Genomic DNA, 14106 nt, shown 5'->3' with positions numbered 1-14106 from the left:
CAGCCCCGCTCATGTGATCGATCCGGCCGGATGGCAAGCAATGCGCGAACCGAATGGCATTCCAAATGACTCCAGCAAAGCTTGGGGCACAGGTGGTGACGGACGTATTTTGAAAAACTCCGGAAGCCTTGTAGGAAATTCCGGTCTTGGCTCGCTGGCCGGCAGCTGTTGCTACTTTGCCATGGTCGGGCTTTCAATTCCTGCGGAAAGCGTCACCAGTCTGCCTGGCGTTCTTCCCCTGTATCTCTTCATGGTCGCGGCCAGGTGGCTCTGATCCGAAAATCCGGCAAGGTAGGCGACTTCGGCAATCGGCAACTCTCCGCCGGCCAGCAGCTTTTCCGCGAGGTCGAGACGCAAGTTGATCAGATACCGATGCGGCGGCATGCCGAATGTCCCGGCGAACCTTGCGATGAAATGATTTGGTGACACCCCCGCGACCGACGCGAGCTCGGCGACCATGACTTTCCGCACGAAGTTCTGGTCGAGATACTCTCGCACGCGTCGGGCGCCAACGGCGGAGAGCCCGCCTTTGGGCGACGCGGCCTGCCTCTTGCGACCCGTATAACCGCGCAGCAGATGCACCCCGAACACCGTCAGCAGCGAGTCCAGATAGAGCTCGTTCGGCGGCAGCCTGTCGGTCAGTTCGGCAGTGATCATCTGGGCTATGTTGAGCGCCCTCAGGTCAACCGTGCCGAACGCGGGCGGCTCGAGCTTGACGTCCGGGAGATCGAACTCATGGGCCGCCAGCTCGGACAGCGCTTCGGGAGAGATCGAAACGACGGCGTTCTCCCTGGTCTGCGACCAGGCCAGCGTGCTGTCGACGCCCGCCGGGTTGACGACGAGACAGCCGACCGGCGCATCGTACTGCGTGATCCTGTCACTGCCGAGCGAGGCTCTCAGCTTGCGTGCCGGCCTCAGCACAATCCCCGTGGAATGCTCCCTGGCCAGGAATTTCTGCGATCCCGGACTGCGGACGGAATAGATGACGCTTCCGCGGGCGGTGGCTCTTCTGGGACCAGCACTTTCCGGAATGATATCCAGGACGTATCGAGCTGTCCGCTCTTGATCGACGCCCTGGGAATCGGCGCTTTCCCGAGCCCCGCCCGCATGTTTCATACGTGTTGCCTCAGCCGGCTCACCGCCGCTTGGTATCCCCTTCCCCTGACCCGGAATCAACGTAACGCACACGCCTCGAATTGAAAAGAACTTCCACGCGCAAAGAAAATTCTTTATTCGAGATAAGAAAGAAGAACTGACCGTCGAAGGAAGTTCAGCAGCATTTCTGTCAATAGCGAAGAGCCTTGACGGATCTTCGCTTCCGGATTCGTCGGCCCGGGCGTAAGCCGGCAACGCATCGGTCACGAAGGAGGAGTTCACATGCGAGGCTGTGTCGGCCCCATGGTTCGACAGCGTTGTTCGGCATCAGTGGCACGCAACGGCGCGGCGCGGAGCCAGCCGTTCACGGCCGTCTATTGCGGGTCCCCGCGACCTTTTTCGTAAAGATCCCACGCGAGTTCCACAAAAGCCAGAAGCACATCATCCTTGTCCCAGCCGGCCGCGACAGCCGCCTCGACGATTTCGCCCACGAGAGGCAACAATTGGCGCTGGCAGGCGAGCGGGATGTCAGCCTCGGATTCATCCACTGGAGGTCCATCGAAGTTGAACTTCATCGTTTGGCGCTCCCCTCGCCATCAAACGAAATGCTACTCGTTCCCAACAAACGAAGTGCTATTCGCCAGACCTTATTCCTATACAATAACTCCAACATTAAACATAGCAGGCTAGGCCGCCAACGGAGCGCAACACCGGATAATCCGTGTATCGACCGGCTGTCCTAGTGACGCTGGGGAAGCGTTATTACATCACTGTCCAAGGCAAGCTGCCGAATGGACGCCCGTCGGCCGCGCCGTCATGAAGCACGAGGAGTTGGCCGGGTTCGGAGACGAACCAGGCGAACGAGCCCCAGGCAAGCTGCGCGACGGTCTTCTTGAAGCCGGCGGACTGGCGATCCTGATAGGCGGTCAGGAACGCGATCTGTTTTCGGTCGAAACCGGCCGCGTCCGTGACAGCATGGAGGGCATCGCGCCGGCGATCCGTGATCGCGCCATCGGTCGCCACCACTTCCACGAACAGGATCAACGGCTCCTTGCGGCCGAGATCGGCGAGGATGATGTCGGGCAAGTTCCTGTCGGCCTCGATCTTGAGGCCGATCGCACTGGCGATGGCGTCGTCGCGCAGGACCACCTTGTTGCCGCTCTCGCTCAGCCACAACATGGCAGGGGCGGCGAGAAACCGTTTGGCGAACACCTCGATGACGGCTTGCGCGATGACCGAACTCGGTCCCGGCGCCAAAAGCCTGGTGTCGCCGTTCGGAAACGTGACGCGGATGCCGGCGGTGTTGGCGACGGCGCCGGCGCGCATGATGGTCACGCGGGCCAGCGCGCCCTTGCTGAGATGCGTTTCCTGGAAGTCCGCGATGGCGGTTTCCAGCGCCTCGCCTTCCAGCGCCGGGTCGAACAGGGCTGCAAATGCCGCCCTCAGCGCGTAGCGGGGCTGGCCTGAAGTCGTCGGCAGATCCTCGCGACGCAGCACCGCGCCGATCGCCACCAGCCCGTCCCGCAGCGTCTCGTCGCGGATGGGCTCGCGCGTATTGTCCGCGTACCAGCGTGATCCCGCGACGGCGCCGTTCTTGCGCAGGACGGTTGCGGCGTAGGCATCCCGATCTGCATCGTCCGCCAGCGCCGCCTGCTCGCGGGTCATGCGATAAACATGGACAGGGCCCAGGAATCGCCCCGAACCCTCGACGGCGCCGATGTAGAGAGCGGCGAACACGGTGCTGGCGGCAAGTTCGCGGATGCAATAGATGCGGTTCGGCGTGCCCTCCGGAAAGATCAGCGGCAGGCGCCCGGCGACAAGATCGCGCGTCGCATAGGGCGGCCGTGCCGTCATGCAGGCTCACCGTAGAGGCGGCTGCATTCCGCCTCGATCCTGTCGCGCGGTGCACCGGCCATGACCAGCCTTTCCAATGCCTGGATGCTCCTGGGCGACGGCAGTGGCAGCGCTTCGAGCTCGAAGGCGGAAACGGCGACGCTGCCGCTGATGCAGCGGAAAAGATCGTCGACGACACGGCTGTTCAAAAGCGCCGCCACGACCGCCGCCGGCACCTTCGTGCTGCCGGTCGCGCGGACCATGTTGAGATGGTTTTCGACGACGACGCCGCCATGCGCATCGATGAATTCCTGGCGAAGTTCGGCGGCAATCAGGCGCCGGGCCTGTTCCTTGGCGGTGGTGCGCTGGACGAGGATGCAGGGCGCCTCGACAAGCAGCCAGCCGTCGCCGGCCTCCAGCTTGAAGTAGGGAGCGTGGTTCTTCTTGCGCGCGCGATAGGCGAACTGGCCGTCGGCGGTCACGGCTTCGGCCCAGATCAACGGATGCACCCCCTTGCCGCCGGCGCGATCGCGCAATTGACCCTTGAAGCGGTTCCAGACCAGCGGGCCGGTCGAGACCCCATAGCCCCAGTCGGCAAGGCGATGCGTCATCGTCTCGGCCTGGGCGATGAGCCGGCTGTGCTCCGGCGTGCGCGGCGCAAGCCAGGGCATGGCGCGGTCGGATGGCAAGCCAATCGTGCCGTTGCGGGCAATCCCGGCCTCGGTCTCGGAGGCGACGGTCAGGTAGTGGATCTGCGCGCGCCGCGGCTCGGCGCCGTTGACGTAGACGGCAAGCAGCGTCTCTTGCAACACATCCTCGAAAACGCCGCGGCGCGCATGCACGAAGTCGATCGCGACGGGCGGCGCCTCCTTGGCCAGAAGGCTGCGCAGCGCCGAGTAGTATTGGCCGCCGAGAAAGCTTGTCGGCGTCAGGAAGGCGATAAGGCCGCCAGGCTTGGTCCAGCGCAACGCGGCATCGGTGAAAACGCCGTAGAGATTGGCGTGCCCGTAGAGGCCGCGCGCATAGCGCTCGCGCAATTGCGACGGCAGCGAGACCCGCCCATAGGGCGGATTGCCGACGACGAGATCGAAGACGGGTTCCGGATCGGCTTCAAGCGTGTCGCAGGCCGTCACCATGGCCGGGGCGGCGCGCCCGGCCCTGGTCGCAATATCGGCGAGCGCGATCTCCAGGGCGCCTTGCGCCAGCCGCGCCGCGAGAGGATCGAGCTCGAAACCGGCAAGCCTGGTGCCGACATGGCTGAGCGCGAAGGCGGGCTCGCAATCGCCGAGCGCGGCGATCATGCGGTGCGCGGCATGAAACAGAAACGTCCCACCGCCGGCGGCGGGATCGAGAACCCGCGCGCTGCGCCAGTCCAGGCCCTCTTCCTCGGCCTGGTCGAGCAGGCGGTTGACCAGCGCCGGCGGCGTGTAGAAGGCACCGCGCTCACCGCGCTCCCTGGTCGGCAGCAGGACCGGATAGAGGCTGGTGACGAGATGCAGCGCTTCGAGGATCGGCAGCCGCGCGGCGGTCTCTCCGATGCTGTGCGCAAGCGCGGAGGCCGGCTCGTCCAGCGCTTCCGTTTCGAAGGCGAGCGAGGGGCAGATCGCCGGAGAAATGCCGAGGGCCGCCGACAAGGCCTCCAGCGCGCGCCGGGTCAGCGAAACCGCATAAGTTTCGCGGTCGCATTCGTCGATCGTCTCGCACCATGCGCGTGCCAGAAGGCGAGCCTTCGACAGCTCCGCGCGCGCCGCTCGCAATGCATCAGCCGCCGAGCGCAAGACGGCAGGCAATTTCGACCCACGAATCTGTGAAATTTTTCCCATCGCCCTCGACCGTACCGCGCAAGACTCACCGATGCGATAGAGTATCACATGTTCTCGTTATGTTCCAGTGGACAACCGCAACCGTCCCGCCCACGCCATCACAGCGCCAGGCTGCCCTGCTCCGCCTCCTCGGCATTGGGATCGCCCGGCGCCGCGTTGCGGTCGCCCGGCGCCGCATTGGGGTCGCCCGGCGCCGTCGCCCAGGCGAGTTCCACCAGCGTCACGGTGCGCCGGCCGGTGCCGTCGAGCTGGCACACGATCAGGCCCTGCTCCTCGATGTAGGTGAGCAGGCGCCGGGCGCGGCGCATGGAGTGCGAGCCATAGGCGCGGGCGATCGCGGCGTCGCTCGGGCAGGGCCAGCCTTCCTTTGCCGCGCGGGCGATCATCATGAACACGCCCTGCATGTCCTCGGGCAGCAGCGAGGCGCGCACGGAGACGTCGCGCCACGCATCGTCCTCGGCCATATCGGAACCCACGCCGGCGCGGGCGCGCGTCAGCATGCGGCGGAACTCCTGCAGATCGGGCACGACCGACGCCAGCCCCTCGATGCGGCAGCGCACCACGAACTCCTGGTAGAGCACGCCGATGACGCGGAAGCCCGCGTCGGGCTCCGCCAATATGGCGCGCAGGATGCGGTCCATCCGCTCGCGCCGCTCCGCCAGGTCCTCGGCGCTGGGCGCCGGCTCGGCCGGTTCGGGGCGGATCTCCAGCGCCGCGGACTTCGCCGCCATCAGCTGGTCGAGCAGGTCCGGCGATGTCACCCGCCGCTGCGGCCGCACGGCCTCCGGCGGCGGTGCCGCCAGGATGATCGCGCGGGCGTCCTCCAATGCCGCTTCCGGCAGCGGCATCAGCCGCGGCGTACCGTTGCGCGGGCTCGTATCCGTCGGCCCGATGCGCAGGCCGAGCGGACGGCGCGACAGCGCCGGGCCCAGCGCCATGAAGTGTCCGCGTTCCAGGTCGCGAAAGGCCTCCGCCTGCCGCCGCTCCATGCCAAGCAGATCGGCCGCGCGCGCCATGTCGATGTCGAGGAAGGTGCGGCCCATGAGGAAATTGGAGGCCTCGGCCGCGACGTTCTTGGCGAGCTTGGCCAGCCGCTGCGTGGCGATGATGCCGGCAAGCCCGCGCTTGCGCCCGCGGCACATCAGATTGGTCATGGCGCCGAGCGAAAGCTTTCTCGCTTCGTCGGAAACCTCGCCGGCCACCGCCGGCGCGAAAAGCTGCGCCTCGTCCACCACCACCAGCATGGGATACCAATGGTCGCGCGCCACCTCGAACAGCCCGCCGAGGAAGGCGGCGGCGCGCCGCATCTGGTTCTCGGCATCGAGCCCTTCGAGATTGAGCACCGTGGAGACGCGGTGGATGCGCGCCCGCTCGCCGGCGCTTTGCAACCCGCGCTCGGTATGTTCCTCGGCATCGATCACCAGATGGCCGAAGCGTTCGCCCAGCGACACGAAGTCGCCTTCGGGGTCGATGATGGTCTGCTGCACCCAGGGCGCGCTCTGCTCCAGCAGCCGGCGCAACAAATGGGATTTGCCGGAGCCCGAATTGCCCTGCACCAAAAGCCGCGTCGCCAGCAGTTCCTCAAGATCCAGCGCCGCCGGCGCGCCGGCGGTCGTCTGTCCCATCTCGATCGCAACGGTCATATCAGACTCAGCCGCTCCTTCGCAGAGGGACTTATCAACCCGATTGCAAAGCGTCGAGCGCCGATGGCCGCCAGTTGGGCGTTGCGCACAGTTGTGCGAAATGCTGCCTGCCTGATGCGAACATCCGGCGGGCTGAACGATCGCATGACAAGCGCGCAATCGTTTTCGGATGGACGTGAAAACAAGCAGTTGAAGCGGAATCGCGATTCAAGCCCTGAAGCCTGGTCGACCGCTCCCGCGTCATCTCACGCGGGCATCACCGTCCGGGGACCGGTGCCAATGCGGGCGCGTCCAGCCCCTGGAACGGATCGCGCCAGGCCTCGATCTCTTCGAGCCGGCGATACCAGCGCTCGATTTGGGGATAGTCGCCGAGCGGCAAGCGGGCGGCGTCGTTGAAGGGTAGGAACGTCGCCATGCGGAAATCGGCATAGGAGACCGAAGTCCCGGCCAGCCATGGCCGCCGGCCAAGTGCCGCCTCGAGGATTGGCGCCGTCCTGTGGAACTGTTCCAGTCCCTCCGCGACCTTTTCCGCGTCGATCGGCCCAATGCCATAGCGCTGCTTGGTGCCGCGCTCGAAATGCACGATGTCGCAGGCCCTGACGAACTCTTCCTTGCCCCAGCTCAGCCAACGGATCATCTCGGGTTCGTCGTCGCCCGCGCGCCAGAAATCCGAACCCATGTCGTGCGAAAGCCGGCAGGCTATGGCGTCCGCTTCCCAGAGGCTCCCTCCAGGCCAGGCCAGCAAGGGCAGGGAAAGATTGGGATTGAGCGGACGGAACCGCGCCGCCTGCCCCGGCGCCATGGGCGAAGCGAATTCGAACGCGACCTTCGCCCCGAGGTGACGGGCCACCGCGACTCCCAGGCGCGGATTGGGGTTGCGGCTGAAGAACAGTTTCATCTCCGCGTCCGCCCCGTGCGGTTTCGGCCCGACCTTGTCACTCGCCATCGCCTCGCTCCTTGTTGCGGCATGCACGACAAGGACGGATAGCGCCGATCGAATCCGACAATGAGGTCGCGACCGCAAGGACCGGTTTTGCGAAAAGTCCGGGTTGACCGCTTCCGGACGCGAGGCGACTATCCCTCTCGAAGCATGGCAATGGATCCCGAGGAGGATGAGCGATGGATGAGCCCGACCGCTGGCGCCACATGTCAAGCGCGCCCAAGGACGGCAGCCGGATCCTCGTCACGGTCCGGCCGTCCGAGCAGGGGCCGGCGGAAGTCGACCTCGCCTATTGGTCGGATGGCGACCAGTTCGGCGAAGAAGGCTGGCGCGCGTCGGACTCCTCGCCCGGCCGCATCGTCGAATATGCCGAGCCCGAGCTGAAATGCTGGATGCCGATGCCCTCGGCCAACCTCGCCCGCGCCTCCATGCCCTCGCCCTGGGAAGGCGACGACGCCCAGCAGCTCGACGGCTCGGGGATTTGAGGCACTGAAGCTGCTGATCTCCTGAGACGCCGGCGGGACAGCCCCCCTCTGCCCTGCCGGGCATCTCCCCCACAAGGGGGGAGATCGGCTGTCGCGAATGCTTTCGCCAATCTTCAACGTTGAAGAATGTAGCGCCGGAGCCAAAGCTGCCAATCTCCCCCTTGTGGGGAGATGTCCGGCAGGACAGAGGGGGGCGCCGTAGAGTAAAAACGTTGGTGACCAACTTCAGCATCAAGCCTCTCACACCATGCCACACACACCCTTGCCCCCAAGACACCGCGCTAACGCGAAATCGATGCGCAGGATCATGACCGATGCCGAACTAAAGCTCTGGAACGAGCTGCGTGCGCATAGGCTGATGGGCCTGGGCTTTCGCAGGCAATTCCCCATCGCCGGCTACATCGTAGACTTCGCCTGCCCGGAGAAAAAGCTGATTGCAGAGGTCGACGGTTCACAACATGGCGACCCGGGTCTTGCCAATGCTGACGAGGCCAGAACCAAACGCTTGGAACAGGATGGCTGGATCGTCTTGCGCTTCTGGAATGACGATGTCATCCGCGACATAGACAATGTCTGCCAGCATATCGTTATCGCGGCTGGTTTGGCAGACGCGCCCTGACAGGCTGGCGGGACAGCGCCCCCCTCTGCCCTGCCGGGCATCTCCCCCACAAGGGGGGAGATTGGCAGCTTTGGCTCCAGCGCCACATTTTTCAAAGTTGAAAATTGGCGAAAGCATTCACGACAGCCGATCTCCCCCCTCGTGGGGGAGATGTCCGGCAGGACAGAGGGGGGCGCCGTAGAGTAAAAACGTTGGTGGCCTCAAAACAAGAACGCCGCCGTCGCAGGGTTCGGCCCGACGCGGCCATCGGCTGAATCCATGCCGCGGATGGCCTTCAGGTCCTGCGCGTCCAGTTCGAAATCGAAGACGTCGAAATTGGCCGATATGCGGTCCTGGTGGACCGATTTCGGGATGACGATCAGCCCTTCCTGGAGGTGCCAGCGGATCATCGTCTGCGCCGCGGACTTGCCGTGCTTTGCGGCGATGCCTGCTATGGTCGCGTCGCCGAGCAGCCTGCCGCTGCCGAGCGGGCTCCAGCTTTCGGTGTGGATGTTGTGCCGGGCATGGAACTCCCTGATCTCGCGCTGCTGGAAACGCGGATGCAGCTCGATCTGGTTGACGGCTGGCGTGACGCCGGTTTCGCCGATGATGCGCTCCAGGTGATCCCGGTTGAAATTCGACACGCCGACCGATTTGATCCGGCCGGCTTTCTGCAGCTCGACCAATGTCTGCCAGGCCTCGACATATTTGTCCTGGCTGGGCACCGGCCAGTGGATGAGGAACAGGTCGATCTGTTCGATACCGAGCTTGTCCATCGTATCCTCGAAGGCGCGCAATGCGGCATCGCGCTGGTGCGCGCCGTTGCGCAGCTTCGAGGTGATGAACAGCTCGCCCCTCGGCACGCCCGCGCCCCGGATCGCCTCCCCGACGCCCTTCTCGTTCTGGTAGCCTTCGGCGGTGTCGATCAGCCTGTAGCCGGCCTTGATCCCCCAACCCACCACCTTGGCGGTGATAGCGGGATCGACTTGCCACACGCCAAGGCCGAGCCGGGGAATGGTCGAGCCGTCGTTCAACGAAATCTGTTCAGGCATGGTCTGGTCCTCTGCGAAGATGGTCCAGCCTATCTAGGCCCGGCATCGGGCAACGGCCAGCCGGCGGCGGACAAATTGCCGAATCTGTGATCGACACAGACGATGCTCCTGTCGCTTGTCCGCAGGCGTCGGCACGTGAGCTCACCGCAAAGATCAGCCCTCATTTCGGTCGGCGCACGGTCCTCACCACGCCGCCCGGGCCGCCGCCGCAGAAGAAGCGGTCGCCGCCGTCGGATTCGAGCCCCGACACGCCCTTGCCGGGCGGCATGTCGAGCCGTTCCAGCACGTCTCCGTTCTCCGGGTCGACGCGCCGCACATCGCTCTGATCGCCTTCCCAGGTGCCGTGCCACAGCTCGCCATCGACCCAGGTCACGCCGGTGACGAAGCGGTTGGATTCGATGACGCGCAGGATCGCCCCGGTCTCGGGGTCGATCTGGTGGATCTTGCGCTGGCGGTTCTGCCCCACCCACAACGTGCCCTCGGCCCAGGTGAGGCCGGAATCGCCGCCGCCGCCGGGCGCCGGAATGGTGGACAGCACCGCGCCGGTGCCGGGATCGATCTTCTGGATCCGGTCCTTGGCGAGTTGGTAGAGGTACTGGCCATCATAGGCCGTCCCGGCATGGGCGGCGACATCGATCGAGCGCACCGCCTGCCCGCTCTCCGGGTCGAAGGCGGTGAGCCCCTTGCCCGAGGCAAACCAGACGTTCTGCCCATCGAAGCTCACCCCATGCACGCTGTCCACGCCCGCAAAGGGGCCGTATTCACGCAGGATTTCGGCCGCCGCATGTTTCATGTCTTCATCCTCACCTTTTGATCGTGTGATCCATTCCTAGCCGCTCGGCAACGGCGCCGGGAGTAACAAGGTGGTCGTGAAACCCGCCACCGGCGGCGTCATCCAGCGGCGCGCGCGGCCGTGGCCGAACCATTGCACCTTGCCGGTCTCGGCAAGCTGCTCAAGCGCGCGCTGCACGCTGCGCTGGCTGGATGCGAGCGCCAGCGCCAGTGCCGAGCTCGACCAGGCTTCGCCGTCGGCGAGGAAGGCGAGCACTGCCGCATGCCGCTCCTCGAGAGGCCGCGCCAGCACCACCACTTCGCCGCCCCGTTTCGGCGCCAGCGAAAAACCGCGCTTCGTCGCCTGGATGTCGGCCAGCCCGCGCAGCTCGGCGCGCAGCCGGCCGATCTCGACCCGCAGCCGGGCGCGATGCGATTCATCGGCGTGCCTGCCGCCGAAGGCCCTGGCGATGAGCGCCGCACGCGGCATGTCGCCGGGCCAGGCCTCGGCCAACGCGCGCGCCAGCGCAAACAGCACCGGGCGCGTCGCCAGCGAGGCCAGCGCGTCCTGCCCGCGCACGACATGACGAAGAGCGTCGACCACCAGCGCTTCCGATGCCTGCAAGGCCTCGACCTCCTCGAGCAGCAGCGGACGCTCCTGACCGTTCGCGATCAGCCGCGCCGCCGGCGTTGCCAGCGCCCGGAACGCGCTGTCGACCTCGGCCATCAACCCGGGAATGCCGGACCGCCATGCGGCGTGCCGTGCCCGCTCGAGTGCCGCGCGCGCGGTCTTCGTCCTGAGGCGCCGCATGGCGATGCCGGCGACGACCAGCTCGTGCGCGGACCGCGAAGCCGGCGGAAACGGCGTCGCATCGAGCCCGGCCAGCACCTGCTCGGCCTCGTCGAGACGGCCGATCAGCAACAGGAATCGCACTTCCAGGTGCCGCGCATGCGCGGCGTTCAGCCGGTCGCCTTGCTTTTCCAGCGTCGCCCGCGCCGCATCGAGCGCCTTGGCCGGCCAGCCGAGGTCGCGCGAAACCAGCGCGATCTCGGCTTCGGCGATGACGCATCTGGCGCGCGCCACCGCTTCCCTCGGCCCGAAGGTGCGCCCCGCCCGCCGCAGCAGAGCCCTGGCCCGGTCGCGATCGCCGAGCTGCGCCATGGCGATGCCGCGCAGCGCCAGCGCCGGCGCGTCCTCGCGCAACGCCACGCGGTCGAGCGCGCCGAGCGGGTCACCCGCCGCCAGCAACAGCCCCGCGGCCGTGATCAGCGAATCCATCAAAAAAATCCCGCCACGGCGAATCCCGCCACACTTGTAACTCTCACCATCCCGCTGTCCGGCGCTATGTCAGTCGCGTCACATCAAACCGGAACAGCGAGGCAAAAGCCATGACCAAGCAAATGCACACACCGCCGATCGTTTCCCAGCAAGCATGGGAGGCGGCGCGCCAGCAGTTGCTCGTAAAGGAGAAGGCGACGCTCCGCGCCAAGGATGCGTTGGCCGCCGAGCGCCGCCGCATGCCCTGGATGGCCGTCAAGAAGGATTACACGTTCGAAGGACCCAACGGAAAGGCGAGCCTGCTCGACCTGTTCGAGGGCCGCCGCCAGCTGATCGTCTACCGCGCCTTCTTCGAGCCGGGTGTGTATGGTTGGCCCGATCACGCCTGCCGCGGCTGCTCGCTGGGCGCCGACCAGGTCTCCAACCTCGCTCATCTCAACGCCCGTGACACCACGCTGGCCTACGCCTCGCGTGCGCCGCAGGCCGACATTGCGCGGCTGAAGAAGCGGATGGGCTGGGCAATGCCCTGGTACACCATCACCGACAGCTTCGACAAAGACTTCGGCGTCGACGAATGGCACGGCCACAACGTCTTCATCCGCGACGGGGACCGCATCTTCCGCACTTATCTGATCAACAACCGCGGCGACGAGGCGATGGGCACCGTCTGGAGCTACCTCGACGCCACGCCGCTCGGCCGCCAGGAGGTCTGGGAGGACTCGCCCGAAGGCTATCCGCAGACCCCGACCTACAAATGGTGGAACTGGAGCGACAACTACGACGCCGACACCGCGCCGGACAGGAAATGGGACGAAGTGTCTGCTGCCGGCGAGGCGGCGTTCCGCAACAAGGACGCCCAGTAGAGCCTGGCTAGAGCGCCGGCTCCACGCAAGCGCGGCCGGACGCTCTTCGCAAGGCGGCAGCTTTCCCAGAACCGCTGCAGCTTTCCGGGGTGGCGCCAATGCGCAACCGAGGAGAAAGACATGAGCGACCTCCATACAGGCGCCCGCCCCGGTCCCGATCAGGACGCGGCCCGCCTCGGCATCGCCGACTGGCTGGGCCTCGCCGCCGCGCCGACCTTCGCCCTGATGGCGCTGCTGGCCGGCATCTTCGGCGGCGATGCGGCGATGCTGTGCATGGGCACCTCTTCGCCGCTCACCGGCATGCCGGCCATGTACCTGCTGATGAGCGCCTTCCATCTGGCGCCTTGGCTGCGCGTGATTTCCAACAGGCAGGCGGGCCGGGAGAAAGCAAAGCGCTTGGAGAAAACTCTGCAAAAACAGAGCATTGCGCAAACCAGTTTGAATCGCCGATGCAACCCATCAAGGAGAAGAACCATGACACGGACGAGTGAGACGCACGGTCCCGACACACGGGAGCCGATCGAGGCGGAGCCGACACGGCGCGGCGACGAGCCGTCGCAACCCGCCAAGGGCTGCCCCTGGTGCACGCCCGAAAAGACCTGACGCTTCGACGGCGGAGCGGCGCGCCGCCCAGGCGCAATGAAGCCGGCCGTTCGCCCTGCTCATCGCCGCCAAGCGCGCTGGCGTTTACGTCGCGATGTCGTTGACAGGCAGCAATGGCGCGGGAAGGTCGACCTCGCCGAGCCCGGTCCGCATCTCGATCTCGATGTCGCGGCAGATCTGCGAAATCGGCACATCGTTGGCGTTGCCCTCGAAAGGGTTGGCGCTGCTCTCGCCGACCTGGTCGAGCGACATGTATGCCCAGCCCAGCAGCGTGCTGAACGGGATCGTCAGCCAGATCGCGATCGAGCCCAGCGCCCCGCCGAATTTGCCCATCTCGGCGAAGACCGGAACGACGCCGAACGGCAACAGCGTGCAGAAGATCATGACGAACATGGAACTGACGATGGCGTATTGGCGGGGATAGGGATTGTTCTTGATGCGGTCGCAGCGCGCCTGCTGGTCGTGGAAGTCGCGGATGAGTTTTGTCAGTTCGCCATAGATCTGCGGAGGAATTTTGGCGTCCTTGAACAAGCCGTTGACCTGCACCGATTGCATTTCGAGCAAGGCGATCGCCGGGCGGGGCGATTTCAGGACGCCCCCGGTCTGCTCGCCCAGCAACGGCCGCAATTCGTCGGCAATCGAGCCCGTATCCTCCTGGACATGGTAACGCCGCCGGTATTCGATATTGGCGGCCCGCGCCATGGATTCCCATGGCATCGGCCGCCGCAGCGCGAAACGCAGCGCCGTCATCCAGGCGATGTGGCGATAGATGAGTTGCTTCGCTGTCGGGGCGTCGGTGAAGTCCCTGCAGAAATTGGACCACAACCGGCTGCTGGCCGTGATTTGCGCAAAGGCCTGCAGCGCTTCACCGCTGCGGGTAAACACCTGCGAATTCTTGAAGCCCGCAACCAGTGACACCGTGGTGCCGAGCACCAGCACGACAGACCACGGCACCGAGAACCCGGCAAGTCCGGGAAAACGGTAGGCGGCCACCGCCAGTCCGCTCACCACCACCATGTAGATGACGCTGCGCCGCGACCAGAGCGCGAAATCCATCACCTTGTAGGAACGGCCCACATACATAAGATGCCCCCAAATCGCGGACGTGCCCGCTAGCCGCA

At 65.7% G+C, this 14106-nt stretch carries 13 protein-coding genes and 1 pseudogene; 4 read left to right on the top strand and 10 right to left on the bottom strand.

From position 1 onward, the window contains the following. Positions 1-171 precede the first annotated feature (171 nt). The 6 genes from FJ443_RS09715 to FJ443_RS09690 form a co-directional block, all read right to left on the bottom strand. The gene (locus FJ443_RS09715; protein WP_246675675.1) at positions 172-1362 is read right to left on the bottom strand and encodes an AraC family transcriptional regulator; all 1191 of its coding nucleotides are present in this window, start codon (positions 1360-1362) and stop codon (positions 172-174) included. Between the two features lie 107 nt (positions 1363-1469). Further along, positions 1470-1670, bottom strand: coding sequence for a hypothetical protein (locus FJ443_RS09710; protein ID WP_140500096.1), 201 nt, complete (start codon positions 1668-1670; stop codon positions 1470-1472). A 187-nt stretch (positions 1671-1857) separates the two neighbouring features. Then, positions 1858-2949: a BsuBI/PstI family type II restriction endonuclease gene (locus FJ443_RS09705; RefSeq protein ID WP_140500097.1), complete on the bottom strand. Its 1092-nt coding sequence runs from the start codon at positions 2947-2949 to the stop codon at positions 1858-1860. Further along, positions 2946-4718 (bottom strand): N-6 DNA methylase, encoded by a 1773-nt coding sequence (locus tag FJ443_RS09700; RefSeq protein WP_246675676.1) that lies wholly within the window; start codon positions 4716-4718, stop codon positions 2946-2948. Before FJ443_RS09700 ends, FJ443_RS09705 begins: the two co-directional genes overlap by 4 nt. Positions 4719-4849: 131 nt before the next feature. Beyond that, entirely contained in the window at positions 4850-6394 is a 1545-nt protein-coding gene (locus FJ443_RS09695; protein WP_140500100.1) for an ATP-binding protein, read from the bottom strand. A 256-nt stretch (positions 6395-6650) separates the two neighbouring features. Further along, a complete protein-coding gene (locus tag FJ443_RS09690; protein ID WP_140663855.1) occupies positions 6651-7292 on the bottom strand; it encodes a glutathione S-transferase family protein in 642 nt (213 codons plus the stop codon). A gap of 221 nt (positions 7293-7513) precedes the next feature. Here FJ443_RS09690 and FJ443_RS09685 point away from each other — a divergent pair, with 221 nt between their 5' ends. Together FJ443_RS09685 and FJ443_RS09680 are read left to right on the top strand one after the other, a co-directional pair. Further along, the gene (locus FJ443_RS09685) at positions 7514-7819 is read left to right on the top strand and encodes a hypothetical protein (protein ID WP_140500102.1); all 306 of its coding nucleotides are present in this window, start codon (positions 7514-7516) and stop codon (positions 7817-7819) included. A gap of 247 nt (positions 7820-8066) precedes the next feature. Further along, on the top strand, positions 8067-8438 hold the full coding sequence (locus tag FJ443_RS09680; protein ID WP_140521473.1) for an endonuclease domain-containing protein: 372 nt from the start codon (positions 8067-8069) through the stop codon (positions 8436-8438). A gap of 200 nt (positions 8439-8638) precedes the next feature. Here the strand turns inward: FJ443_RS09680 and FJ443_RS09670 are convergent, their stop codons facing one another. From FJ443_RS09670 to FJ443_RS09660, 3 genes are all read right to left on the bottom strand, one after another. After that, a complete protein-coding gene (locus FJ443_RS09670) occupies positions 8639-9469 on the bottom strand; it encodes an aldo/keto reductase (RefSeq protein ID WP_140657670.1) in 831 nt (276 codons plus the stop codon). Positions 9470-9629: 160 nt separating this feature from the next. Then, on the bottom strand, positions 9630-10262 hold the full coding sequence (locus tag FJ443_RS09665) for a glutamine cyclotransferase (protein ID WP_140521471.1): 633 nt from the start codon (positions 10260-10262) through the stop codon (positions 9630-9632). A 36-nt stretch (positions 10263-10298) separates the two neighbouring features. After that, positions 10299-11519 (bottom strand): helix-turn-helix domain-containing protein, encoded by a 1221-nt coding sequence (locus FJ443_RS09660; RefSeq protein WP_140663681.1) that lies wholly within the window; start codon positions 11517-11519, stop codon positions 10299-10301. A gap of 110 nt (positions 11520-11629) precedes the next feature. Between FJ443_RS09660 and FJ443_RS09655 the strand changes: the two genes are divergently transcribed. Together FJ443_RS09655 and FJ443_RS09650 are read left to right on the top strand one after the other, a co-directional pair. Next, entirely contained in the window at positions 11630-12382 is a 753-nt protein-coding gene (locus FJ443_RS09655) for a DUF899 domain-containing protein (protein WP_140663679.1), read from the top strand. Between the two features lie 120 nt (positions 12383-12502). Then, positions 12503-12757, top strand: a pseudogene (locus FJ443_RS09650) (hypothetical protein); the annotation flags it as partial. Positions 12758-13069: 312 nt separating this feature from the next. Here FJ443_RS09650 and FJ443_RS09645 read toward each other — a convergent pair. Next, positions 13070-14068: a bestrophin family ion channel gene (locus FJ443_RS09645; protein ID WP_140516077.1), complete on the bottom strand. Its 999-nt coding sequence runs from the start codon at positions 14066-14068 to the stop codon at positions 13070-13072. Positions 14069-14106: the final 38 nt, after the last annotated feature.

Source organism: Mesorhizobium sp. B2-6-1 (assembly GCF_006440475.1).
In the GTDB taxonomy this organism is placed as follows: domain Bacteria; phylum Pseudomonadota; class Alphaproteobacteria; order Rhizobiales; family Rhizobiaceae; genus Mesorhizobium.
Note: the sequence above shows the minus strand (reverse complement) of the source record. Positions and strands in the feature narration are given on the sequence as shown.

Excerpts from the sequence above, each read along its gene's own strand:
- FJ443_RS09710 (WP_140500096.1), bottom strand. The coding sequence starts at position 1,670 with ATGAAGTTCAACTTCGATGGACCTCCAGTGGATGAATCCGAGGCTGAC.
- FJ443_RS09705 (WP_140500097.1), bottom strand. The coding sequence starts at position 2,949 with ATGACGGCACGGCCGCCCTATGCGACGCGCGATCTTGTCGCCGGGCGC.
- FJ443_RS09695 (WP_140500100.1), bottom strand. The coding sequence starts at position 6,394 with ATGACCGTTGCGATCGAGATGGGACAGACGACCGCCGGCGCGCCGGCG.
- FJ443_RS09690 (WP_140663855.1), bottom strand. The coding sequence starts at position 7,292 with ATGAAACTGTTCTTCAGCCGCAACCCCAATCCGCGCCTGGGAGTCGCG.
- FJ443_RS09685 (WP_140500102.1), top strand. The coding sequence starts at position 7,514 with ATGGATGAGCCCGACCGCTGGCGCCACATGTCAAGCGCGCCCAAGGAC.
- FJ443_RS09680 (WP_140521473.1), top strand. The coding sequence starts at position 8,067 with ATGCCACACACACCCTTGCCCCCAAGACACCGCGCTAACGCGAAATCG.
- FJ443_RS09670 (WP_140657670.1), bottom strand. The coding sequence starts at position 9,469 with ATGCCTGAACAGATTTCGTTGAACGACGGCTCGACCATTCCCCGGCTC.
- FJ443_RS09665 (WP_140521471.1), bottom strand. The coding sequence starts at position 10,262 with ATGAAACATGCGGCGGCCGAAATCCTGCGTGAATACGGCCCCTTTGCG.
- FJ443_RS09660 (WP_140663681.1), bottom strand. The coding sequence starts at position 11,519 with ATGGATTCGCTGATCACGGCCGCGGGGCTGTTGCTGGCGGCGGGTGAC.
- FJ443_RS09655 (WP_140663679.1), top strand. The coding sequence starts at position 11,630 with ATGACCAAGCAAATGCACACACCGCCGATCGTTTCCCAGCAAGCATGG.
- FJ443_RS09645 (WP_140516077.1), bottom strand. The coding sequence starts at position 14,068 with ATGTATGTGGGCCGTTCCTACAAGGTGATGGATTTCGCGCTCTGGTCG.